The organism is Pseudomonas sp. H3_E04, assembly GCF_054668915.1.
In genome coordinates, this window is record NZ_CP162797.1 from 1,800,348 (window position 1) to 1,823,769 (window position 23,422).

General features: G+C 60.2%; 21 protein-coding genes. 12 read left to right on the forward strand and 9 right to left on the reverse strand.

Annotation, left to right across the window (positions count from 1 at the left end):
- Positions 1-56 precede the first annotated feature (56 nt).
- From AB4N53_RS08005 to AB4N53_RS08035, 7 genes are all read left to right on the forward strand, one after another.
- On the forward strand, positions 57-410 hold the full coding sequence (locus AB4N53_RS08005; RefSeq protein ID WP_460119633.1) for a hypothetical protein: 354 nt from the start codon (positions 57-59) through the stop codon (positions 408-410).
- Positions 411-735: 325 nt separating this feature from the next.
- A complete protein-coding gene (locus tag AB4N53_RS08010) occupies positions 736-1,695 on the forward strand; it encodes an AAA family ATPase (RefSeq protein WP_007913915.1) in 960 nt (319 codons plus the stop codon).
- A 5-nt stretch (positions 1,696-1,700) separates the two neighbouring features.
- The gene (locus tag AB4N53_RS08015; RefSeq protein ID WP_016774988.1) at positions 1,701-2,645 is read left to right on the forward strand and encodes a DUF58 domain-containing protein; all 945 of its coding nucleotides are present in this window, start codon (positions 1,701-1,703) and stop codon (positions 2,643-2,645) included.
- A complete protein-coding gene (locus tag AB4N53_RS08020; protein ID WP_460119635.1) occupies positions 2,642-3,139 on the forward strand; it encodes a DUF4381 domain-containing protein in 498 nt (165 codons plus the stop codon). Before AB4N53_RS08015 ends, AB4N53_RS08020 begins: the two co-directional genes overlap by 4 nt.
- On the forward strand, positions 3,132-4,211 hold the full coding sequence (locus tag AB4N53_RS08025; RefSeq protein WP_460119637.1) for a vWA domain-containing protein: 1,080 nt from the start codon (positions 3,132-3,134) through the stop codon (positions 4,209-4,211). Before AB4N53_RS08020 ends, AB4N53_RS08025 begins: the two co-directional genes overlap by 8 nt.
- A complete protein-coding gene (locus AB4N53_RS08030; RefSeq protein WP_460119639.1) occupies positions 4,208-5,944 on the forward strand; it encodes a tetratricopeptide repeat protein in 1,737 nt (578 codons plus the stop codon). Before AB4N53_RS08025 ends, AB4N53_RS08030 begins: the two co-directional genes overlap by 4 nt.
- A complete protein-coding gene (locus AB4N53_RS08035; protein ID WP_460119641.1) occupies positions 5,941-7,572 on the forward strand; it encodes a BatD family protein in 1,632 nt (543 codons plus the stop codon). The genes AB4N53_RS08030 and AB4N53_RS08035 overlap by 4 nt, the downstream gene beginning before the upstream one ends.
- A gap of 261 nt (positions 7,573-7,833) precedes the next feature.
- On the opposite strand, the gene AB4N53_RS08040 is transcribed toward AB4N53_RS08035, so the two are convergent.
- The 4 genes from AB4N53_RS08040 to AB4N53_RS08055 form a co-directional block, all read right to left on the reverse strand.
- Positions 7,834-8,244 (reverse strand): hypothetical protein, encoded by a 411-nt coding sequence (locus tag AB4N53_RS08040; protein ID WP_460119643.1) that lies wholly within the window; start codon positions 8,242-8,244, stop codon positions 7,834-7,836.
- A 5-nt stretch (positions 8,245-8,249) separates the two neighbouring features.
- Positions 8,250-8,480, reverse strand: a complete 231-nt coding sequence (locus AB4N53_RS08045) for a hypothetical protein (RefSeq protein WP_460119645.1) — start codon at positions 8,478-8,480, stop codon at positions 8,250-8,252.
- Positions 8,481-8,492: 12 nt separating this feature from the next.
- A complete protein-coding gene (locus AB4N53_RS08050; protein ID WP_460119647.1) occupies positions 8,493-8,921 on the reverse strand; it encodes a hypothetical protein in 429 nt (142 codons plus the stop codon).
- Positions 8,922-9,349: 428 nt separating this feature from the next.
- Entirely contained in the window at positions 9,350-9,826 is a 477-nt protein-coding gene (locus AB4N53_RS08055; RefSeq protein ID WP_460119649.1) for a hypothetical protein, read from the reverse strand.
- Positions 9,827-10,549: 723 nt separating this feature from the next.
- On the opposite strand from AB4N53_RS08055, the gene AB4N53_RS08060 reads away from it, so the two are divergent.
- The 5 genes from AB4N53_RS08060 (at position 10,550) to AB4N53_RS08080 (ending at position 20,792) form a co-directional block, all read left to right on the forward strand.
- Entirely contained in the window at positions 10,550-14,134 is a 3,585-nt protein-coding gene (locus tag AB4N53_RS08060) for a toxin VasX (RefSeq protein ID WP_460119651.1), read from the forward strand.
- Positions 14,124-15,239, forward strand: a complete 1,116-nt coding sequence (locus AB4N53_RS08065) for a hypothetical protein (protein WP_460119653.1) — start codon at positions 14,124-14,126, stop codon at positions 15,237-15,239. Before AB4N53_RS08060 ends, AB4N53_RS08065 begins: the two co-directional genes overlap by 11 nt.
- 77 nt (positions 15,240-15,316) lie before the next feature.
- On the forward strand, positions 15,317-16,561 hold the full coding sequence (locus AB4N53_RS08070; protein WP_460119654.1) for an exonuclease SbcCD subunit D C-terminal domain-containing protein: 1,245 nt from the start codon (positions 15,317-15,319) through the stop codon (positions 16,559-16,561).
- Positions 16,558-20,199, forward strand: coding sequence for an AAA family ATPase (locus tag AB4N53_RS08075; RefSeq protein ID WP_460119656.1), 3,642 nt, complete (start codon positions 16,558-16,560; stop codon positions 20,197-20,199). Before AB4N53_RS08070 ends, AB4N53_RS08075 begins: the two co-directional genes overlap by 4 nt.
- A complete protein-coding gene (locus AB4N53_RS08080) occupies positions 20,196-20,792 on the forward strand; it encodes a glutathione S-transferase (RefSeq protein ID WP_460119658.1) in 597 nt (198 codons plus the stop codon). The genes AB4N53_RS08075 and AB4N53_RS08080 overlap by 4 nt, the downstream gene beginning before the upstream one ends.
- Before the next feature lie 35 nt (positions 20,793-20,827).
- Here the strand turns inward: AB4N53_RS08080 and AB4N53_RS08085 are convergent, their stop codons facing one another.
- The 5 genes from AB4N53_RS08085 to AB4N53_RS08105 form a co-directional block, all read right to left on the reverse strand.
- Positions 20,828-21,085, reverse strand: a complete 258-nt coding sequence (locus AB4N53_RS08085; protein WP_460119660.1) for a hypothetical protein — start codon at positions 21,083-21,085, stop codon at positions 20,828-20,830.
- Positions 21,082-21,294: a hypothetical protein gene (locus tag AB4N53_RS08090; RefSeq protein ID WP_039763920.1), complete on the reverse strand. Its 213-nt coding sequence runs from the start codon at positions 21,292-21,294 to the stop codon at positions 21,082-21,084. Before AB4N53_RS08090 ends, AB4N53_RS08085 begins: the two co-directional genes overlap by 4 nt.
- 257 nt (positions 21,295-21,551) lie before the next feature.
- Complete coding sequence (locus tag AB4N53_RS08095; RefSeq protein WP_016775003.1) at positions 21,552-21,731, reverse strand: hypothetical protein; 180 nt, start codon at positions 21,729-21,731, stop codon at positions 21,552-21,554.
- Between the two features lie 156 nt (positions 21,732-21,887).
- Positions 21,888-23,063, reverse strand: coding sequence for a lactonase family protein (locus tag AB4N53_RS08100; protein ID WP_400555191.1), 1,176 nt, complete (start codon positions 23,061-23,063; stop codon positions 21,888-21,890).
- Complete coding sequence (locus tag AB4N53_RS08105) at positions 23,050-23,361, reverse strand: DUF5629 family protein (protein ID WP_460119663.1); 312 nt, start codon at positions 23,359-23,361, stop codon at positions 23,050-23,052. The genes AB4N53_RS08100 and AB4N53_RS08105 overlap by 14 nt, the downstream gene beginning before the upstream one ends.
- Positions 23,362-23,422 lie beyond the last annotated feature (61 nt).

Sequence of the window (23,422 nt, forward strand, 5' to 3'; positions counted from 1 at the left end):
CTGGCAAAATCGCACCTTCGAACAGATTCACCGCCGCCACTGCCCAGGATTCCCCCATGCAAATGACCACCGCCCTACTGATCGTCAACCCGTGCGACGACGAAGAAGACAACATGGCCATGCTTTGCTGCCACAGCGACAAGGGCGAGATGTTCCTGATGAGTCGTTATCCGGATGAGGATGAGCTGGAGATCACCCTCGATGGCGAGCCTTCGACGCTCGACGGGGTGAAGGTCACGCTGACTGCGAATCTGCTGAAGATCGAGATTGCTGCGGCGGATGCCGATGCGTTGAATGGCGATGATGTGCTGGAGATCAGTTTTAATCCGGACATGGTGGATATGGACGAGGTTGTCGAGACTTTGAAGAATATTCTCGATGGCACCGGCACCTTTATCAGCGAGATTTGATGTTGACCGGGCTGGCCCTGTCGCGAGCAGGCTCGCTCCCACATTGGAATGCGTACACCAGACCCTGTGGGAGCGAGCCTGCTCGCGAAGAGGCCGGAACTGCCATTCGGTAAATTTCCTGCTGACAGGAGATCAAAAGATCGCAGCCTTCGGCAGCTCCTACAGGGGATCGCATTCCAACCGGGAAGCCGCCAAAAGCCGCGATCTTTTGCTCTTTTGCACAAAATGCCGTTAGTCGCCGCCCCCCGCGATGGATTAAAGTATCGCCCCCAGCCCCGGCGTTATCCGAACGCCCTGGCCACTCCCTTTCCAGGAACAGTCACCGATGGAACATCGTGAAGCGCTGCTGGCGCTGCGAACCTTTCTTTCAACGCAGATTCTCGGCCAGGAAAAACTCATCGAGCGCTTGCTCATCGCCCTGCTCGCCGACGGCCATATGCTGGTCGAGGGCGCTCCCGGTCTGGCCAAGACCAAAGCGATCAAAGAACTCGCCGAGGGCATCGAAGCCCAGTTCCATCGAATTCAGTTCACCCCCGACCTGCTGCCGGCTGACATCACCGGCACCGAAATCTACCGTCCGGAAACCGGCAGTTTCGTCTTCCAGCAAGGGCCTATCTTCCACAACCTGGTGCTGGCGGACGAAATCAACCGCGCGCCGGCCAAGGTGCAATCGGCCTTGCTCGAAGCGATGGCCGAGCGTCAGGTCAGTGTCGGCCGCAGCACCTATGAGCTGTCGCCGCTGTTTCTGGTGATGGCCACGCAGAACCCGATCGAACAGGAAGGCACCTACCCGCTGCCGGAAGCCCAGCTCGACCGTTTCCTCATGCACGTCAAGATCGGCTTCCCCGACGCCGCTGTCGAACGGCGCATCCTCCAGCAGGCCCGTGGCGAGGCGCTGAACGGCGAGACCAAGCCCGAGCGTCGGGTCAGCCAGCAGGCAATTTTCGCCGCGCGCAAGGAAATCCTCGGTTTGTACATGGCCGACGCTGTGGAGGAATACCTGGTGCAACTGGTCATGGCCACGCGCAACCCGGCCAAGTTCGACCCGGAAATGGCCGAGTGGATCGCCTACGGCGCCAGTCCGCGCGGCTCGATCGCCCTCGATCGCTGCGCCCGCGCCCACGCCTGGCTGGCCGGCCGCGACTTCGTCAGCCCGGAAGACATTCAGGCCGTGCTATTCGACGTGTTGCGCCATCGCATCATTCTGTCGTTTGAAGCCGAAGCCGCTGGCATCGATCAGGACCGCGTGGTGCAGCGGATTCTCGACGTCGTCGCCGTCGCTTGACCCCCATGAACGCCGCCCTGCCCTCCGAACCCGGTATCCGCATCAGCCTCGCCGAGCTGATCGAGATGCGTCACCGCGTGCGCGAGGTGCAACTGTTTTCCACGCCAAGTCAGCGCAGCCCGCTGATCGGCCTGCATCATTCGAAATTCCGTGGCCGTGGCGTCGACTTCGATCAGGTGCGGGTGTATCAGGCCGGTGACGACGTGCGCACCATCGACTGGCGCGTCACCGCGCGCACGCAGGAGCCGCACACCAAGCTGTTCCATGAAGAGCGCGAGCGGCCGATTTTCATCATGGTCGAGCAAAGCACGCGGCTGTTTTTCGGCTCGGGGCTGATGTTCAAGTCGGTGCTGGCGGCGCAGGTCGCGGCGTTGATCGGCTGGGCTGCACTGGGGCACAACGATCGCGTCGGCGGGCTGGTGTTCGGCGACAACGAGCACTACGAAATCAAGCCTCGGCGCAGCAAGCAGAGCCTGCTGCAATTGCTCAACCGTCTGGTCAAGGTCAATCAGTCGCTGCACAGCGAGCGCGAGCCGGATCGCGATGCCTTCGGCGTGGCCTTGCGCCGCGCGCGGGAAGTGCTGCGCCCGGGCAGTCTGGCCATCGTCATTTGCGACGAACGCGCTTTGTCCGACAGCGCCGAGCAGCAATTGAGTCTGCTGGCGCGGCATTGCGATCTGCTGATGTTGCCGCTGTCCGATCCGCTCGATCACGCTTTGCCCGCTGCCGGCCTGCTGCGCTTCGCCGAACGTGGCGCGCAGCTGGAAATCGACACGCTGAACTTCGACCTGCGCCAGACCTACCGCGCTCAGGCCGAAGCGCGCATCGCTCGCTGGGAATTGCTCGCGCAAAAGCTGCGGGTGTTGCTGATGCCGTTGAGCACGCAGAGTGAAATGGTCGAGCAGATGCGCGAGTTCCTGAACCCGCAGCGTCCGGGGAAAGGTCGATGAACGGCCTGGACCAACTGCAACCGCTGATCTCACCGCCGCCGATCGCCTTCTGGCCGCCGGCGCCGGGCTGGTGGCTGCTGCTTCTGCTGTTGCCGCTGCTGGGTTTTGCCGTGTGGAAGCTGCGCCGCTTCATTCCGATCAAGAAACGCCCGGTGGTGCGCGCCGAGCAACCACTGGACCCGGTGCGCATCGCCGCGCTCGCCGAACTGGCGCAAATGCCCAAACCCTACGACGGCGCTCCGGCCGGCGCTTGGCTGCAACAACTCAACGGCCTGCTCAAACGCCTGTGCCGCAACCACTATCCGTACAGCCAGAGCCACACCCTCAACGGGCGCAAATGGCTGGCCTTCCTCGATAACCGCTGCCCGGCTGCCGGCCTGACGCGCTGGATGGTGCTGGTCGAAGGCGCGTACAAACCGGAATGCAAACTCGACGACAAAGCCATCGCTGGCCTGACCCAAGCGGTCGAAACGTGGATTCGCAAACATGTTTGAGTTCGCCTGGCCGTGGATCTTCGTGCTGTTGCCGCTGCCGTGGCTGATGCGTCTCGTCCTGCCGGTGGCCGACAGCGGCGAGCCGGCACTCAAAGTCAGCTTCCTCGCCGACCTCGAAGGCCTCGCCCGCCGCCGCGCGCGTGCGAACTTGCCGGCGTGGCGGCAGCAGGCGCCGTTTATCTTGCTGTGGCTGATCCTGCTGACCGCCGCCGCCCGCCCGCAATGGCTCGGCGAACCGCTGCCGATTGCCGCCAGTGGCCGTGATCTGCTGGTGGCGGTGGACGTGTCCGGTTCGATGGATTTTCCCGACATGCAGTGGCAGGACGAAGAAGTCAGTCGCCTGTCGCTGGTGCAGCATTTGCTCGGTGATTTCCTCGAAAGTCGCGACGGCGACCGCGTCGGTTTGATCCTGTTTGGCAGTCAGGCCTACCTGCAAGCACCGCTGACCTTCGACCGGCGCACCGTTCGCGTGTGGCTCGACGAGGCGCGGATCGGCATCGCCGGCAAGAACACCGCGATCGGCGACGCTATCGGTCTGGCCCTGAAACGCCTGCGTCTGCGCCCGGCGCAAAGTCGCGTGCTGATTCTGGTCACCGACGGCGCCAACAACGGCGGCGAAATCAATCCGCTGATTGCGGCAAAACTGGCGGCCAGTGAAGGCGTGAGGATCTATCCGATCGGCATCGGCGCCAATCCCGAGGACAGCGGCTCGACCGGCCTGCTCGGGGTCAATCCGAGCCTTGACCTGGATGAACCGGCGCTCAAAGCCATCGCCGAAATCACCGGCGGCCAGTACTTCCGCGCCCATGACGGCAAAGAGCTGCAAGCGATCAAGGACACCCTCGATCAGCTCGAACCGGTGACTCAGCAACCGACTCAGGCACGCCCGGCGCAAGCCTTGTATCACTGGCCGCTGGCGCTGGCGCTGTGGTTGAGCCTGTTGCTGGTCGTCCGCGAGCTGTGGCCGGACAATCCGCTGCAACGCCTGTTTACCAAACAACTGTATTTGCAAAGTCCACTGCCGGACTGGCGTCAGCGCTTGCAGCGTTTGCGCCTGCGGAGGCGCCGATGATCGCGCTCTGGCCGCACTGGTTCCGCCCTTGGTGGCTGTTGCTGTTGCCGCTGCTCGGCTGGCTGCTCTGGCAACTCTGGCACCGACAGAAACGCGCCGGTCGCTGGCAGATGATTCTGCCGCCAGCATTTCACGCTGCGCTGCTCAGTGGTGGTAGCGGGCGCCAGAGCAAATTGCCGTGGATCGCCCTTGGCGTGGCGTGGTTGCTGACTATTCTGGCCTTGCTCGGGCCGAGCTGGGAGCGCGTCGAACAGACCAGCCAGAAACCCGCCGATCCGCTGGTAGTCGTGCTCGAACTCACCCCGGAAATGCTCGCCACCGACTCGCCGCCGACGCGTCTGGAACAGGCGCGGCGCAAGCTGTTCGACCTGTTGCAGGCGCGCAGCGACGCGCAGACCGCCATCGTCGTTTATGCCGGCAGCGCGCACACGCTGGTGCCGCTGTCGGATGATCTCGCAACCAGTCGCAACCTGCTCGACGCGCTCAAGCCGTCGCTGATGCCGGAAGCCGGCCACCGCGCCGATCTGGCCGTGGGCAAGGCGCTGGCTTTGCTCAAGCAAGGTGCGCTGGGACAGGGACGGATTTTGCTGATCGGTTCGTCGCTCAACGAAGAGGAACGGCGCGGTATTCGCCGCGCGCTCAATGGCGAGTCGACGCAACTGCTGATGCTCGGCATCGGCACCGCAGAAGGTGCGCCGATTGCCCAGGAGGACGGCAGTTTCCTCAAGGACGAGCAAGGCGCGATCCGCGTGCCGCAACTCGATAGCCCAGGCCTGGCGACTTTCTTCAACAGCGTGGGCGGCGAATATCACCCGGCGCGTCTCGACGAGGCTGATCTTGGCGCTCTTGGCCTGCTCAACGGCCCGCGCAGCCTGCGCGACGACGGCCAGACCGTGCGCCTCGATACGTGGGCCGATCAGGGTTACTGGCTGCTGTTGCCGCTGCTGTTGCTCGCCGCTTGTGCCGGGCGCCGTGGCTGGCTGTTCTGCCTGCCGCTGCTGTGGTGCCTGCCGCAACCGAGCTACGCTTTCGACTTCGAAGACTTGTGGTTGCGCCCCGATCAACAAGGTTTGCATCTGCTCAAACAGAAACGCCCGGCCGAAGCCGCGCAGCATTTTGAAGATCATCAGTGGCAAGGGGTGGCGTTGTACGAGGCCGGCGACTACAGTGGCGCCGCTCAGCGCTTCGCCGAGGGCAGCGATGCCCGCGCCCACTACAATCGTGGCAACGCTTTGGCGAAAAGCGGCGAGCTGGAAGCGGCGATCGACGCCTACGAACAGGCGCTGGAACTGCAACCGGATCTGCGTCCGGCGCAGACCAACAAGGCGCTGGTGGAAAACCTGCTGAAGCAGAAAAACGCCCCGCCGCCGCCCGAGCCGGACAACCAGCCGAACGAACAAAGTCTGCCCGGCGATGAGCCTTCGCCCACCACCGCGCCCCCTCCGGCGGTGAGCAGCGAAACCCAGAGCGAGGCGCAACCGGCCGAATCCGCCAGCGAACCGCCGCCGACCGCCCCGCCGCTGCCCGGCCCTAACGAAATCCCCGGCAGCAACGAGGAAGAGGAAACCGATACGGTGCCGACCCTGCGCCCGAGTGAGAACAACCTCGAGGGCGAGCAGCGTCAGGCGCTCGAGCAATGGCTGGGCAAGATCCCGGACGACCCGGGCGAACTGCTCAGGCGCAAATTCTGGTACGAACAGCAACAACATCAGGATCAGGAAAACAATCGATGACCCGCTTCACCGCTCTCTTGCTGCCCCTGCTGATCTGCACGGCCACCGCTCAGGCGGCCGAGCTGACCGCCAGCGTGGATCGCAGTCGCCTGAACTCCGGCGAGACGGTCGAGCTCACCCTCGAAACTGACGACGTCACCCAGTTCGGCAAGCCCGATCTGTCGGCGCTGGAAGCGCTGTTCGAAGTGCGCGGCACGCGCCAGGTCAACCAGCTCAACACCCTCAACGGCGACAACCGCGCGACCACACGCTGGATCATTACCCTGCTGCCGAAAGAGAACGGCAGCGTGGTGATTCCGCCGCTGCAACTGGGCGAAGCGCAGAGCCAGCCGATCACCGTGCAGGTGATCGCCAGCGACAACCGCGAAGAAAAGAACAGCCTTGATCCGGTGTTCATCGAAGCCAGCCTCGATCAGACCAGCGTCTATGTGCAGGCGCAGGCCATCCTGACGTTGCGCATTTATCACTCGGTTTCGCTCTACGACGACAGCAGCCTCAGCCCGCTGCAAATCGCCGATGCGCGCATCGAACAACTTGGCGACACGCGCACCTACGAAAAAGACATCAACGGCCTGCGCCACGGCGTGATCGAGATGCGCTACGCGATCTACCCGCAACACAGCGGCCTGCTGACGATCGCCCCGCAAACCTTCAGCGCCACGCTGGTCGATACCGCGCCATCAGCAGACGCCTCGGGGCCGAAGCCCGGCAAACTGATGCGCGTCAGCTCGGTGTCGATTCCGCTGACGGTCAAACCGAAACCGCTGACCTACCCGGTCGATGCGCCATGGCTGCCGGCGCGCAGCCTCAGCCTCAGCGAAAGCTGGAGCCCGGAACCGGACCACACCCAGGTCGGCGACTCACTGACCCGCAGCCTGACCCTGAAAGTCGAAGGCCTCGCCAGCTCGCAACTGCCGGCCCTGCCCGCCACCGACGTCAACGGCCTGCGCCGCTACCCCGACCAACCGGTGCTGAGCAACCAGAGCAGCGACCGCGGCATCATCGGCAGCCGCGAAGAACGCGAAGCACTGGTACCAAGCCGCAGCGGCGCGATCGACCTGCCGACCGTCGACGTAGTCTGGTGGAACACCTTCGAAGACCACCTCGAACACAGCAGCCTGCCCGCGCGCACCCTGCAAGTGGCGAACAACCCGAGCCTGCAAATCGACACCCCGGCCGGCACCCTGCAATCGAGCACGCCCGACAACGACACATTGTGGTGGTGGAAACTCAGCACCCTGATCCTCGCCTGCACCACCCTGCTCGGCTTCGGCCTCTGGTGGCGCGCCCGCTGGCAACCGGCAATCCACCGCGCCGCCCAGACCGGTCCGAGCCCACGCACCCTGCTCGACGACATCAAACGCGCCAGCCAGGCCAACGACCCCCACGCCACCCGCCAGGCACTGGACGCCTGGGCGCGGCAACAGCCGGAGACACTGGCAGACATGGCCGCGCGGTTTGTGCCGTTGTCGGACGCGCTGGACGGGTTGAACGGCGCGCTGTACAGCGAGACCGGGCAGCATTGGCAGGGTGAGGATTTGTGGCGGGCGATTCGTACTATTCCCGCCGCCGAGCGCGTGCAGGATCCGGTGAGTGAGAGTGGATTGCCGCCGCTTTATCCGAAGTGAAAAGCGAAAGATCGCAGCCTTTGGTAGCGCCTACGGATTGTGTGTAGGAGCTGCCGAAGGCTGCGATCTTTTGATCGGAAAGTCCGGGATCAGTTAACGGAACGCGTCATAACCATGGGCGACGCCGGCTTGAACTAACTGAAAGTTCTCTTGGAGAATCTTTATGTCTTCGGTAATCACTGTAAAAACTCCAGATTGCGGCTGAAGCTGAGTTTCTCTGAGATGTCCAACCCCGAAGCTAATAGTTTCCCGCGCTTCTCCTCATGCGCCACCAACTTCTACATAGACAGCCTCAACGGTGGCGTCGTTTTCCCCGAAATCAGGCACATAAAACCTTAAACCCACGCCAGTGGCACTGAAGCCTGAATCATTGAAAACCAGAACCTCTCCTCGCTTGGCCAAAAACTGTCGAACCACAAGCGCATTCTCACCGACCAGTTTCTGGTTGTCCCAAACAAGCTCACTCCATTTCAAAAACTCAACGCCAACGACCCGGTAGCGCTCATCAAAGTAAACGTGCACGCCTAAATCATCGTAAGCGTCGGTCGGTACTGTCGAATCTTCGGCTTTGTAAAACGCCTCAAACCGACCACCAAGCGCCTTCCTTGATTCTTCTCGGGACATGCCAGCGTGAATCAACCCCAGATCACCGCGACTTGACAGATCAAACACCAACATCACTTCCTTTCGAAATCAACTGGACACGGAACAATGTCCAGCTCGCCCCACAGCATCGACAAGCCTATGCTTTCCATATAAGTCCCAAAATCCAGAAAAGGCGCAACGCCGATCGCCTCAATTGAAAACCAGGTAGCGTCGCACTCTGGGCACATGAATAACTCTTTGCCAGTGGCCTTGACATGGGCACAGACAATGTAATCCTGCTGACATCTTGGGCAGATGATCATCTCTGGCTCCTGTTAGAGCACGACGCCGTTGAATGAATTTTCGCGGCGCAGATTGATATATAAAGTGGTGATCAAGTCGTCGTCATCGTCAACGTAAAACCCCATACCCAACTCACCGACTTCAAATCCGTCATCATCAATGATGGGGTCAATACCGTGGCGACGGAACAAAGCCAATACGTCCGTGGATGTTTCGCCTACCAGCTTGTGCCCGCTCCAAGACACCGTGCTTCTTTCGAAAAATTCTACCCCTTTAACCATATCTCGTTCGTCATAGTAGACATGAAGGTCGAGCTGAGAATAAGCATCCGTAGTATTCAAGGAGTCAGCTGTTTTCCAGAACACTTCGAAACCGGCTCCCAGAATTTCGCGCACTTGAGTTCTGGACAGTTTTCCATTCAGGGGGCCGACCAATCCGTATTCCGCAATTGAAAAGTCCATTTGAAGCCTCTTGCTGGTGAACAATCCAGCTCCCACTCTTTCCCCGAAAGCATGTGGGCGCGCTCTATCATACTTCCTTGATATAGGAAGAAAAGTTTCCGCCACCTTGATCAATATGTAGTCGTTCGCATTTATTGCAGCGATAAACAGCAGTAGCACTCGCACCTATCTGCTGATAGAACTCTTCCTCAGACAACCAACGATCTGCCAAGGCAGCACCCAGCTCATCTATCTTTCGCTCGGCAACCATTGAAAACTCGGACTCGGACGTACCATGAGACAAATTGATTATCTGACCGCACACGCAGGAAAATTTAGGCATTGTATTGGTGGCTCAACTCAAGAAACGTAATTGCTCGCCCACGGTCTTGAGGCGAGCACATCAAGACAAAAATCTTTTTATCAGCGAGCGTTGGGAATGGGATCACTCATTGTTTCACCTGATAGAACGTAACCACCGGGCCGTAATCCTCATCCGAGTTCGACACCTCGACAGTGAATAATGTGTCCGGGAATTTCTCCTTCAACACCATTCGCCAGGCAAACCCGATCATCTCGCACAGCTGAAAAAATATTCTGGGCGATACACCATTTCCGTATTGGCCAAAAACATCATAAATCTTCACATAATTCATAAGCCGCTCAACCTCCGCCATGTCGCCAGCGGCAAGGTTCACGCAGCGCGCGAACGCTTCGTGTGAAAAATTTCGCTCGAGGAAAACGCCTCCCTCAGACACGATGAACGTCGGGAACAGCAACGTGGAAAACATCAATATCTGTTCCGGGTGGCATTGGTCGTTGATATACGAATGAATATCCAGGCCTTCCTGATTTGCCCATTGCTGCTTCCACGCGTCATAGGGTTCAGTGTCGATGACGGAGGGTAAAGAGTTGATCAGATGCATTGCATGGGCTCCAGACACGATTTTCCGCCGCGGGGGACCTCGGGGGGACAGACCTCTGTTTATCAGAACTTGGTTTGTCCCTGGTTCTGCTCCATTACCCGCACGATCCAGCGAGATACTGGGATTGGCAACGACGATGCCATCGGACTGCGCTCATAGTGGCTGCAAGACCATGATGTTTGCCAGCAGGAACGTCTGTCCGCGCTTGGGCATGCCAATGAACTGATGAGTTCGCCCACAGGGGCAGGAGACTGGTGCGCGAGAAATACGTACGACGAACGTACATGTAGAAGATCCTGCAACGGGCAATAATCGGTCTGATCAGGTGCCATGCTCGGCCGGACAGCGGCGCGGATGAGCGCAAAGAGTCGCTGGCGTCTCTGCACTAGCGCACCAGCCGGCATGATATTAGGTGGCCACCTTTTTGGCGTCAATCAATGGATTGGTTGAACAATCGGTTTCGATGAGCGGTACAGCCCGTATCCTCGGGCAATGCGCCTGTTAAAGGCTCTGTTTGCCCTGCGTCGGTTTGCGAGCGCGGGTACGCCTTCAGGGTTACTCACGGTTCATCCGAAGCAACCTCTGTAAGATTTCAGACGATCCCTCGTAGGTTTAATCCCGAGTGTTCGATTCCTACGCAAAACACAGAAAGATCTGACTGCTGTCGTTTTCCAGATACACGCACATTTCTCTGTCACAAACAGACACAGGGAAATGTGCTCAATGATGCACCCCGCCAACCTTGCGGCAGCTGCCGCCTCGAAAGCACCTATTGGTGCGCCAGCCGCCTGCCCCTTGCGCAACACCCACGTGCAACTGTTACCCCTCGCGTACGGCCTGGTGGAAAAACCCTTCGACCCCAGCACCGAAATCACGCCGCCTTACACCCTGACCACGCGCCCCATGGGCATCCGCCGCCTGCGCGATGGCTGGCTGTACATCGTCGACAGCCTCAGCGGCGAGCTCTACGAATACCGCGTGCTTGAAGGCGTCATCAGCGCATTGCTGCATCGCGGCAAAACCGTCAGCGAGGATCAGCGCAGCGCCATCGAGGAACGTCCGGCGTTGATCTTCTCGCGCAAAAGCACCCTTTACGTGACCTTTGCCGATGTGCAGTTGAGCGCGGCGAAATGCCGACAGGTGCTGGACAGCGCGGAGGAGCGCGAGCACTTCATGCAGGCGGTCGATCTTGGCCCAGTGCATTGTCTGATCGGCGGCGAGCATTTGCTCACCGTGGCCCAGGCCAAACAGTGGCTGGCGGAAGTGGCCTGCACGGCAAAACCGCTGGCCGAGGCGGACACCACGCGGATGCCGACGGTGCAGGTCAGCGATGCGCCGGAGCACGAACGCGAACCCTATCTGTGGGAAAACCCGCGACGTTTTCGCGAGGCGCATATCGGCGAATTTCTCGGGCGGGTGCGCGGGCCATATCAGGACGACACGCTGTTTCTGTTGGTCAACGACGACCTCGGGGTGATGCGTGATCTGGCTGATTATCAGGACCTGGTGGTCGGCTGGATCGAGCAGTGGAGCAACACCGACAACAACGAGCGCGACTATCTGCTGGCCAGCTACATCGAGTCGCTGAGCCAGTTGGGCGCTCAGGATTTCGACACCCTGGCCAAGGCCAGCGACGATCCGCGCGCCCAGGCATTGTTCGCTGAACTGGAGCAATTGCCCGAGCCGGATCGGGAAAATACCCGGCAGGCGCTGCTCGAGTACTTGAACAAGGGAGGTGAGGTCGAGCCAGTTGCAGTCAAAGCCACGCCTGAGTTGCAACAGCTTCGCGAAAAGGCACTGGACGAGTCGCTGGCGCTGAACCGTTTCGACGGCGTCGCCCCGGATTTCACCGCGCACGCTCGCGTCACCGCCGAGGCGGACCGACGCTTTTACACCCGCGAATATTTTTCTGAAGTCGCCCCGGCCGAATTCGTCGAGCGCCACCTGAGCACACTGGTCGACCTCGGCAAGGACCAGAGCCGGCGGATGAAAGACGTGCTCGACGGCCCGTTGCTCAGCGGCAAACGCGGCATCAATGATCTGATCGACCGCCCGGCCATGGACGAGGTGCTGAACGGTCATCGCGACAATCTCGGACGCTGGAATCGCCTGCTCGAACGCATCACCGCCGATCGTGCGCAACTGCTGTGCGCCGGGCGTTTCCATCGCTCGGCGTGGTATTTCGACGGCCAAGTGCAGATCGATCAGGCGCTCGCCAGCGAATACGCCTGTCTCAAGGACATCGGCCGCAGCGACGCGGCCAATGAGCAAATGCTCGGTTACCTCGAGCAACACCCGCAACTGACCCGCCCGCTGTTCTACACCTTGCCGCTGCGCTTGCAGACCGAACAGGCCGGGCAATATTCAACGCTGTTCAACGCTGGCATGGCGATGTTCAACAACCTGCCGGACTGGCTGGCCAAATTGCAGAGCATCGAGCAGCCGCAGCTGCCAGCACTGGACGACCTGCCCGCACACAGTCGCGTCCTGGCGGACGCGGTGCAAGACACCTACAGCCCGGCGCTGAACCTCGGCCTGAGCCGGGCGCTGGAAGGCTTTGATCTTGCCGGCGAGAAAATCCCCGACCTCGACGAACTGTTCCAGCGCTTGCCCAAAGCCCTGCGCCTGCGCGTGTTCGACGCCGCGCGAACCAGCGGCGTGACCTTCACCGTGTCCACCCCGGCGGAACAAGCGGCGCTGCAAGCCACGATCAAGGAAGTGCTGCGCGAACGCGACTACCTGAAAACCCTCAACCGCGAACGCAACCAGCTCACCCACAACAAAAACCGCCAGGGCCACAAAACCGCCCGGGCGATGGAATTGCAGCAGGAAATCGTCCGCGTGCGCACGCAATTGGCGCTGTTCGAAGGCCGCCTTGCGGCAGCGTTAAGCCCGATTGACGAACTGCCGGATCGCTCGGCCCGACTGTATGGCGCCACCCCGGCGAAAGCGGGATTGACGGTGGTGTTTCCGCCGGCGCAGCACGGGGAATTGCGCGGGTTGCTGGAGAATATTCGTGCGGGGGTGGCGGGGGTTTCGAAGGCGAGTCTGGTGCGGACGGAGGGGATGGGGTTGTTGGTGGTGTTGGTGCAGGTGGTGAATTTGGTGGGGGCTTTGCGTGAACTGCGCAGGCAAACAGCGAATAAACGGGTTTGGCAGCCATTCGCCAATGCGATTATCACTACTGGGGCTGCAGGATTTACTGCTGCGCAAAGTCTTGGGGATACAGCATTGAAAAACCGCAGTTCATTGCTGGCGACGAATCTTCAGCAAGCGGCGCTGAAAAACGTGCATGTGCAGTTGGGGAAACTGCATATTGGTTTGGGCAGTTTCACCTATGTCTCAGGTTTCCTGTCTTCGCTGCAAAGCGTGAAAAGCCATTATGCAAACTGGCAACAGGCCGTTCGCGGCGGAAGCTTTCACGCCGAGAAAAGCACTGCGTTGGCCGCGATTGGCGCGTTGGGTTCAACTGCCAATAACGGGTATGCCTTGAGCCATACCATTCACGCCGGGCACAGAGTTTTGATCGCCGAAAACGCAGCGGCAAGAGCCGCAGCCTGGGCCGCTGCTGGCACACGCCTGTCTACTGTTTTCTTTCGCTTTAACCTGGCCGGTGCGTTATTCACTGTGCTTGAACTATCGGGGGTCTGGCTGTTCAGCCGTTACAACATCAGCGCGCATGATAAATGGCTGAAAATAACGCCATGGAGCCGGGATCCGGATATGCGTGGTGATCATTCGCTCAAGGATTATCAAAATTATCTGGCTTTTTTGATTCACGCGCCCTATGTGCAACTCGGCGTGCAAGCGCATGACTCTCGACTTAAAAGCTTGCTGCTGAAAGCCAAGCCCAGCGATATCCATCTGGTCCTGCCTCGATTGACCTTGAAGGATCTGACACCCCCCTTCGGTGGGAAACCGACGCATCACTTAGCTATCGGCGCGCACCGCATTTCAGTTCCATTACACAGCCGAGGAACGCCACGAGAACAGCGGGACGTCATCAGCGACGAAATCGTAAAGAGTCTGCGCATCGTCAAGTCCATGCCGGAGGGCCTGGTGCTCTGTCTTGAGTACCCGGTAGCACCCGACTCGGAATTCACCCCAGCAAAAGAAACACTCGAACTGGCCATCCGCATTCAGGCTCTGGATGAGAATGGTCAATGGGTATCACGAACTCGGGTGATACATGTTGAGCCTCGCGGGAAAGGTCATTTTCCGGTGGTTTCACCTGAGCTTGTAAAAGACAAACCACCTGTACTGTTCATCGAAACACAGTTTCTGGACCCAGCCGACCATGCCGAATGACCAAGACAACGCAAGCAACCAGGCCAGGCAGGCGGGAGATATCGAACCGTTTCCAAGCGGAAAAATTACTTATCTGGCACCGTTGCCATTGCCTACCGTACAGCAACCCTTTGGACCGCAAATCGGTGAACTGAATCACGTCTTCATGGAATTCGGGATAGGACCGCCGCAAGTGTTCATGTGGCAGGTAACAGTAGGGTTGCCCTTTAGTGCAACCTTCATGATCACATGCCTTTTTCCCGCAATTGCTGGGTTTATGTTTTTTCTGGCAGGTTCGGGGTGGAATGACATATGCGGCGCCATCGAAGGAGTGTTCGATGCTTTGATTGGTACGGGCTCTTTGACCATTTTTTGTTGTTTGTGTATTAACCTGGGCGTCTGGCACCACGTCCACAAAAAACGCCTCTCCCTCATCCCAACCCGCTTCAACCGTCAACGCCGCGAAGTCTGTTTCATGCCCCAAGGCGCCACCGAGCCGGTCTTTGTCCCGTGGGAGTCGCTCAGCGCCTGGATCATCGAAGCCAAAGGCGCCACCCAGTTTGGCATCCACCGCCAATACGGCATGGGCATCGGTTTTGATCACGGCGAAACCCTCACCAGCCTCGAATTCCAATGCGCCGGCCTGGAGCTCGCGATCAGCCACTGGGAAGCGATTCGCGGTTACATGGAGTACGAAGTCAACGACCTCAAATCGATTCAGGACCTGCAAGACCTTCAAGGCCCGGACGACCCGCCCCACGAAGGCCTGCACACTTTCCGTAACGCCCGCGCGCGGGTGCATCAGGAGATCCATGAAGGCCGCCGCTCGCGGTTGTCGGGGTTCTTCTGGTACCTGTATCACATCATGACTTTATGGACGATTCCCAACCGTTTGGTCGAATGGGAAGTGCGCCGCCTGGAAAGAATCGGCAAGCAGGCGCTGCCGGAAGTCATGCGCGAATGGTCCGAGCCATTGCCGGAAGAGCAATGGGCCAAGCCGAGCGAAGAGTTGTTGCGGTTGAGCGAGTTGGTGCGGCAGATGCACAAGCGCCAGCCGCATCGGCCGATTACCGAAATATTCGCCGCTGTCGGTGCAAGCAGACACACGACAAGGCAAGGGGCGTGATTTGCCAGTAAACTCCCCTCCTCTCGCCGCCCTTTGTTCCTCGCGGCCACCCTCTTGATCAAAATGCGGAGTTCACCTTGCGTTTGTTCCACACCTCCGACTGGCACCTTGGGCAAAACCTGCACGGCCAGGAGCGCGATTTCGAGCACGCGTGTTTTCTCGAATGGCTGCTGCGCCAGTTGCACCTGGCGCAGCCGGATGTGCTGCTGATCGCCGGGGATATCTTTGATACGGTCAACCCGCCAGTCAAAGCTCAGGAACGCCTCTACGATTTCATCGTCAGCGCTCACGAACAGCAGCCGCTGCTGACCATCGTGATGATTGCCGGCAACCATGATTCCGGCTCGCGGATCGAGCTGCCGGCGCCGTTGATGCGGCGTTTGCGTACTCACGCGTTGGGTCGGGTGCTGTGGCTGGATGACGGCCAACTCGATGCCGACCGGCTGCTGCTGCCGTTGCCGGATAAAACCGGTGAAATCGCCGCATGGTGCCTGGCACTGCCATTCTTGCGCCCGGCGGAAGTCACTGGCGCGCATCTGGGTGACAACTATCTGCGCGGCATCGGTCAAGTGCATGAATGGCTGATCGCGGCGGCGAATACCAAGCGCCGGCCCGGGCAGGCGTTGATCGCTATCAGCCACGCGCACATGGCCGGTGGTTCGGTGTCGGAGGATTCCGAGCGCAGCCTGATCATCGGCAATGCCGAAGCCCTACCCGCCAGCCTGTTCGGCGAAAGCATCAGCTATGTCGCCCTCGGCCATTTGCACAAGCCGCAGAAGGTCAACGGCGAGGAGCGCATCCGCTATAGCGGCTCGCCGATTCCGCTGTCGTTCTCCGAAATCGGCTATCAGCATCAGATTCTCGATGTGGTCCTCGACGGTGAAACACTGGTCAGCGTCGAGCCGAAACTGATCCCGCGCTCGGTCAATCTGCAGCGCATCGGCCCGGCGCCGCTGGCCGAGATCCTGCTGCAACTGGCCGACCTGCCGAACATCGATCTGCTCGCCGAAACCCAGCGCCAGCCATGGCTGGAAGTGCGCGTGCGTCTGGATGAGCCGCAGCCGGATCTGCGCCACCAAGTGGAAACCGCACTGCAAGGCAAAGCCGTGCGCCTGGTGCGCATCGCCGCTGAATACGCTGGCAATCGTGGCGCCGATGGCAGCGATGACGGCAGCACGCTGATCGAACTCGACCAGCTCACCCCGCAGGAACTGTTCAGCCGCGCCTGGCTCGACAACTACGGCAGCGAGGTCGACGATCAGACGCTCAAGGACTTCGCTGAACTGCTGCAGGACGTGCAACTGGAGGGCGAGCAACCATGAAAATCCTCGCCATTCGTTTGAAGAACCTGGCCTCGCTGGCCGGGCCGTTCGAGATTGATTTCACCGCGGAACCGCTGGCCAGCGCCGGCCTGTTCGCAATCACCGGCCCGACCGGCGCCGGCAAAAGTACCCTGCTCGACGCTTTGTGCCTGGCACTGTTCGGCGCTGTGCCGCGCCTGAACAACACCGGCCGCGATGCCAAAGTTCCGGATGCCGACGGTGAAATCGCCACCGGCGACCCGCGCACCTTGCTGCGGCGTGGCACCGGTGAAGGCTATGCCGAAGTGGATTTTGTCGGCGTCGATGGCCGCCGCTATCGCGCGCGTTGGGAAGCCAACCGTGCCCGCGAGAAGGCTGGCGGCAAGTTGCAAGCCAGTCGGCAGAGCCTGCGCGACATCGATCAGGATCAACTGCTCGCCAGCCAGAAAGGCGAATACAAAACTCAGCTGGAAGCCGCACTGGGCCTGAACTTTGAACAGTTCACCCGCGCTGTGTTGCTGGCGCAGAGCGAGTTCAGCGCGTTCCTCAAGGCTGACGATAACGACCGCAGTGAACTGCTGGAAAAACTCACCGACACCGCGCTCTACACACGCCTCGGCCGCCGCGCCTTCGACAAGACCAAAGAAGCCCGCGAAGCACACAAGCTGTTGCAGGATCAGGCCACCGGTGTGACGCCTTTGGCGCCGGAAGCGCGCGCCGAACTCGACGAGCGTTTCAACACCGCGCAGCAACAGATGAAGGCGCAACAGGCGCAGCTCAAACAGCTTGAGCAACAACACAGTTGGCTGAAGGATTTGCGTCAGTTGCAGGACGCGCAAAAAGCCGCCAGTGAACAACTGCAAACCGCGCAACAGCAATGGCAGGCACTGGCCGGCGAGCGGGTGAAACTGACGCGTCTGGAACAGCTTGGCCCGCAACGCCATCAGTTCGCGCGCAAGGCCGAGCTTGACGCGCTGCTGACGCCACTGGCGGCGCAGATTGCCGCACACACCCAACAACACGCGGCGCTGGGCGAACGCCAGACGCAGCTGGAACAAAACCTCGACGCAGCGAAAGTCGCCCTGAGCGAAGCGCAGCAGCGGCAGAGCGAAAACGCGCCGTTGCTGCGTCAGGCGTTCGAAGAACAAAGCACCCTCGCCCGTCTGATCAAGGACACTGCCAGCAGCGCCGAAGCCCGGCAAGCGGCCGAGCAAGCGTTCAAGGATGGCCAGAGCGCGATTCAGGCCTTGCAGGAAAAACAGGATGAAGTCGCCGCACGCTTGCAAAGCATCGCCAACGAGCTTGAGCAGAGCGCCCATCTGGCGCCCTTGAGCGATGCCTGGAGCGCCTATCGCGATCGTCTGCAACAGCTGATGCTGATCGGCAACCGCTTGAACAAAGGCCAGAGCGAACTGGCGTCCCTCGAACAGAACGCCGCGCGCAGTGCTGAGCAACTGGCCTCGCACAAGCAACAATTGGAAGTGCTGTTCAAAGAGGCTGGCGCCGAGCCCGATGCGGTGGCCGAACAGATCGGCCTGCTCGGCACTTTGCTGCAGGACAACCGCAAACAGCTGCGCGCGATCGAAGACTTGTCGCGCTTGTGGGCGACTCAGCAGGATCTCGACAAGCGCAGCGCCGAGTTGCAACAACGTCAGCTCGACGCGCAGCAGCAACGCGAACGCCTGACCCAGGACGGGGTGAAAACCAAGGCCGAACTGACCGTCGCCGAGCAGACCCTCAGCGTCACTCGCGAACTGCTTGAACGTCAGCGGCTGGCGCGCAGTGCCAGTGTCGAAGAGTTGCGCGCGCAGTTGCAGGACGATCAGCCCTGCCCGGTCTGCGGCAGCAACGAGCATCCCTATCATCAGCCCGAGGCGCTGCTGCAAAGCCTCGGCCGTCACGATGAAAGCGAACAGGCCAACGCCCAGCAAGTGGTCGATCAGCTCAAGGAAAAACTGATCGAACTGCGCGGCGAAGTCGGTGGCGTGATCGCCCAACAGAAAGAATTGCTCCAGCAACAGGAACAACTCGCGGCGCAGCAACAAGCCCTGGCCCCGAGCCTCGAGGCGCATCCGCTGGCCGCGCAACTGTTCAATCAGGACACTGACAAACGCGACGCCTGGCTCAGCCGCCAGAACGAGCAATTGAACCAGAGCATCACTCAGGACGAACAACGGCAAAGCGCCCTGCTCACCTTGCAGCAGGACGCCGCGCGCCTGTCCCAGCTGCTGCGTCAGGCCGAAGTGGCTCATCAGCAAGCGGCGCAACAGCTGAGCCATCAGCAGCATGAACTCAACAGTGATCGTCAGCGTCTTGAAGAAGAACTCGCCGCGTTTGGCCCGCTGTTGCCCGCCGACACGCTTGAGGCCTTGCGCCTTGAGCCGGCGGCAACGTTCATGCAGCTGGATCGGCAGATCGCCGAGCGTCTGGCCCGGCTTGAGCAGCAAAAGGAAGAGTTGAGCGAACAACAGCAACGCCAGCAGACGCTGGAGAAAGAGCAGGATCGCCAGCAGCTGCGCACTCAGCAACTGCAAAGCGCCGAGCAGCAATCCACCGCGTTGACCGAGCAACAGCAAAACTGTCAGGAAAAACTCGCGCAGTTACTTGGCGAGCACGACAGCGCCGAGCACTGGCAGCGGCAGCTAGAACACGCGGTGGAACAGGCGCGCGTCGCCGAAACCAGCACCGCTGAGGAGCTGCAAAGCGTGCGCACGCAGTTGGTGCGGATCGCAGCCGAACTCAAGTCACAGCAGGATCGCCTGCAAGCACTGGAAGCTGAAGACCAGGCACTCACCGGCAAGATCGCCGATTGGCGCGCCAGCCACTCGGAACTGGATGACAGCGGCCTGGAAGACTTGCTGCGCTTCGACGACGCGCAAGTCGCCGACCTGCGTCAGACCCTTCAGCACAACGAAAAAGCCATCGAACAGGCCCTGGTCTTATTGCAGGAGCGCGATCAGCGTCTGCTCGATCACCAGGCCCGGCAGGACGGTAATCTTGACGCCGAACAGCTCGACAGCGCCCTCGCCGAGCTGCAAAACCAGTTTGCCGTCAGCGAACAGCAGTGCGCCGAATTGCGCGCCGAACAGGTTGAAGACCAGCGCCGGCAGAACGCCAATCAGGCGCTGGCCCAACAGATCGCCGAGGCTTATGCCGAGTACCAGCGCTGGGCGCGGCTCAGTGCCTTGATTGGCTCGGCCACCGGTGACACCTTCCGCAAGATCGCCCAGGCGTACAACCTCGACCTGCTGGTGCATCACGCCAACGCGCAACTGCGCCAACTGGTCAAACGCTATCGCCTCAAACGCGGCGGCAGCATGCTCGGTCTGCTGGTGATGGACACGGAAATGGGCGACGAACTGCGTTCGGTGCATTCGTTGTCCGGCGGCGAGACGTTCCTGGTCTCGCTGGCGTTGGCACTGGGTCTGGCGTCAATGGCGTCGAGCACGCTGAAAATCGAATCGCTGTTTATCGACGAAGGTTTCGGCAGCCTTGATCCGGAATCCTTGCAACTGGCCATGGACGCGCTCGATGGCTTGCAGGCGCAGGGGCGCAAGGTGGCGGTGATTTCCCACGTGCAGGAAATGCACGAACGGATTCCGGTGCAGATTCAGGTGCGGCGTCAGGGCAATGGTTTGAGCACGCTGGAGGTGAAATGAACACGCTGTATTCCTTCCGCCGCTGCCCTTACGCCATGCGTGCGCGAATGGCCCTGCGTTATGCAGGCGTGCCGGTAGAGATTGTCGAAGTCAGCCTCAAGAACAAGCCGGCGGAAATGCTCGTGCTCTCGCCCAAGGGCACCGTGCCGGTGCTGAATGCCGATGGCGTGGTGATCGATGAGAGTCTGCAGATCATGCGCTGGGCGTTGGCGCAGAATGATCCGGATGATTGGTTGCTGGCCGGTGATTCGTTCGCGGCGCTGTGGATGGAGAAACTGATTGAAGGCAATGATCAGATTTTCAAATCGGCTTTGAATCGCTACAAGTACGCCGAGCGTTACCCTGAGCAGCCGATGGAAGCTTATCGGGCTGAAGGTGCGTTATTTCTGCAGAAACTGGATGAGCTGCTTGAAGGACGTGACTACTTGCTGGCCGATCATCCGAGCCTCGCCGACATCGCCCTGCTGCCCTTCGTCCGGCAGTTCGCTCACGTCGATAGGGAGTGGTTCGCGCAGACGCCTTATGCTCGCTTGCAGGCGTGGTTGCAGCGTTTCCTCGAATCCGACCTGTTCACCTCGATCATGAAGAAGTAACCCGATGTAGGAGCTGCCGAAGGCGGCGATCTTCGTCAGGCCAGGGCGTTACACATGCCCAGCGCCATGCAATCCACTTCAAACGGCCCGAGAAGATCCACCGCGACCTTGACCGGTGGATTGCCGGCCATCAGCCCCAGCGTGTTGGCTCGTTCAATGTTGTGCGCGATGTTGTGGTTGGCCTCTATGGCCCGGGCCAAGCCGCCCACCGAGCCCTGGCCAAATCCCAACAGTGAAGCGCCGTTGGTCATCAGCGCGAGGCTGGCGATGACCCAGAGTCTGTAGCCTTTCATGCGCCGCCGACTCCTGCGAGTTCGGCCCTGTCGACCATCGCGCTTTGCGAGCGCAGTTCGAACTGGATGCCGGGGTGGGCGACGTCGATCGGGGCGTCGAAGCTGTGTTCCATCTGTGCGCCGATGCTGACGAACAGCACCACGGCCAGGTACAGACCGATGGCCAGGTAGGCGCCGCGTTTGGCGGAAGTGAGGATTGCGCTGGCCATGGTGTTCTCCGTGGGCAAAGGTTTCGATGGCCACAGAATCAATCAAAAAAGCCGGGGTAACCACTCAGGGTTTGCAATGGTGAACATCAGCCTCGTTGATTATTTAGCCGTTCTATTCCCTCGCTTGAAGAAACCTATAACCAAATGCCACGCACACGTGTAGGAGCTGCCGAAGGCTGCGATCTTTTGATTTTGCTTATGAAAAACAAGATCAAAAGATCGCAGCCTTCGGCAGCTCCTACAGGAGAACGGTGCGCTCAGGCTTGGGTTTTGTGATCCAGCGCGGCGTAGAAGTTGGCGCTTTGTTGCAGGTATTTCTGGGTATAGCTCTGGGTGTGGGATTTTTTGCTGGCGATTTCAACGTTGGCACCGGCTGGCAATACCACGGTGGCAGAAATGGCGGAAGCGGCGATGACGGAGAAGAGATTGAAGTTCATGGCGGTAACCCTCGTGTTCGTTTGCTTGATTTGCCCGGTCGGGCTGTGAAACAAACGTAACGCTCGAGGGTTGCTCGCTTGAAATCTTTTGTAGCATTAGCCGTTATCAGTGCAATTAATACAACGATGCAGGCCCCGTAGACCGGGGCCTGTGGCTTATTGTCGCACCAGGAATTTCAGATCACTTGGCGCGTCCATCGGCAGTTTTTGCACGGTTTTGCCGAGCAGACCGGTCTTGGCATCGCGCTCGACGACGACAATCTGGTTGCTCTTCTGGTTGGCGATCAAGACGAATTTACCGCTCGGATCAAGGGCAAACTCGCGCGGGTGATCACCTTCGACCGAGCGTTTTTGCAGCTCTTTGAGCTGACCGGTCGCCGGATCAATGCCGAACACTACGAGTTGATTGGCCGTGCCGCGATTGCTCACGTAAAGAAACTTGCCGTCAGCCGAGGCATGCAGCGCCGCGCCCGCCTTGTCCGAAGTTGGCTGGCCCGCTGCCAGATCGACCAGTTGCGTCTGCGTCAGCACGCCGTCGTTGTAGTCGAACACCGCAACCTGTGCGCTCATTTCCATGGTCAGCCAGGCGTGTTTGCCGTCGGCGCTGAACAGCAGATGACGCGGGCCACTGCCGGCCGGCAGAGCTACCGAGGCGGTTTTCGCCGGGGTTAGCGGCAAGTGCGGGTTGGCCTTCGGGTCGTATTGATAGATGAACACCTTGTCCGCGCCCAAGTCATTGGAGAACACGTAACGACCGTCCGGCGAGGAAACGGTCGAGTGCACGTGATTCGAGGCCTGGCGCTCCGGATTGACCCGACTGGCCGGGTGCCCGCTCATCTGCACTACCGGTTTAAGTTGGCCGTCGGCATCGACCGGCAACACTGCCAGGGTGCCGCCCGGATCTTCCATCACCGAGTAGTTGCTGACGAACAGGTGTTTGGCATCCGCGCTGAGGCTGGAATGGGTCGGCTCGTTGCCCAGGCTCTGCACTTGATTGATCAGGCTCAGCGCGTGAGTCTTCGGATCGATGGCGAAGCTGCTGACGCGGCCGACCGGGTCAGTCTGGCCCGGGCCGTTTTCGTTGACCACGAACAAGCGCTTCTGGTCTTTCGAGAGGGTCAGCCATGATGGATTTTCGGTCTTGACCACTTGCAGCGGCTTGGCGTCGATCTGGCCGGTGGCGCTGTCGAACTGCATGCGGTAGATGCCCTGGCTGGAACCAGCGGTGTACGAGCCGACCAGCAACTGCAAGGTGTCGGCAGAGGCGCTCGAAAGCCCCATCGCGCCGACGCTGCCGGCCATCAGCAATGGCCAGAAGTTACGCATTTTCATTATTGTCATCCTCATCGTCGCTGCTGCTGACTACGTCGCCGATGCACACCAGACGATGCTCGCCCGTGGTCTTGGTGTCGCTGGCGTAACCGGTGATCAGCCAGCTCTGCAGCGTCTCATCGAACGTCGCTTGCGCGACCTGCGCCGGGGTGAATTCCCAGTGTTTGGCTTCACGGCCATCGATGCATTCGATGTGCAGGTTATCGTCCTCGTCGAGGGCGAATTCGAAGGCGTGCAGGCCATCGATTTCGACCATACCGCAGTGTTCGAGGGCGTTGAGAAGGGTTTGGGCAGTCATGGCAAACAGTCTTTCTAGGGGGGAAAGGGCCAATGATAGCCCAATGTGATCCAGAGGCCCC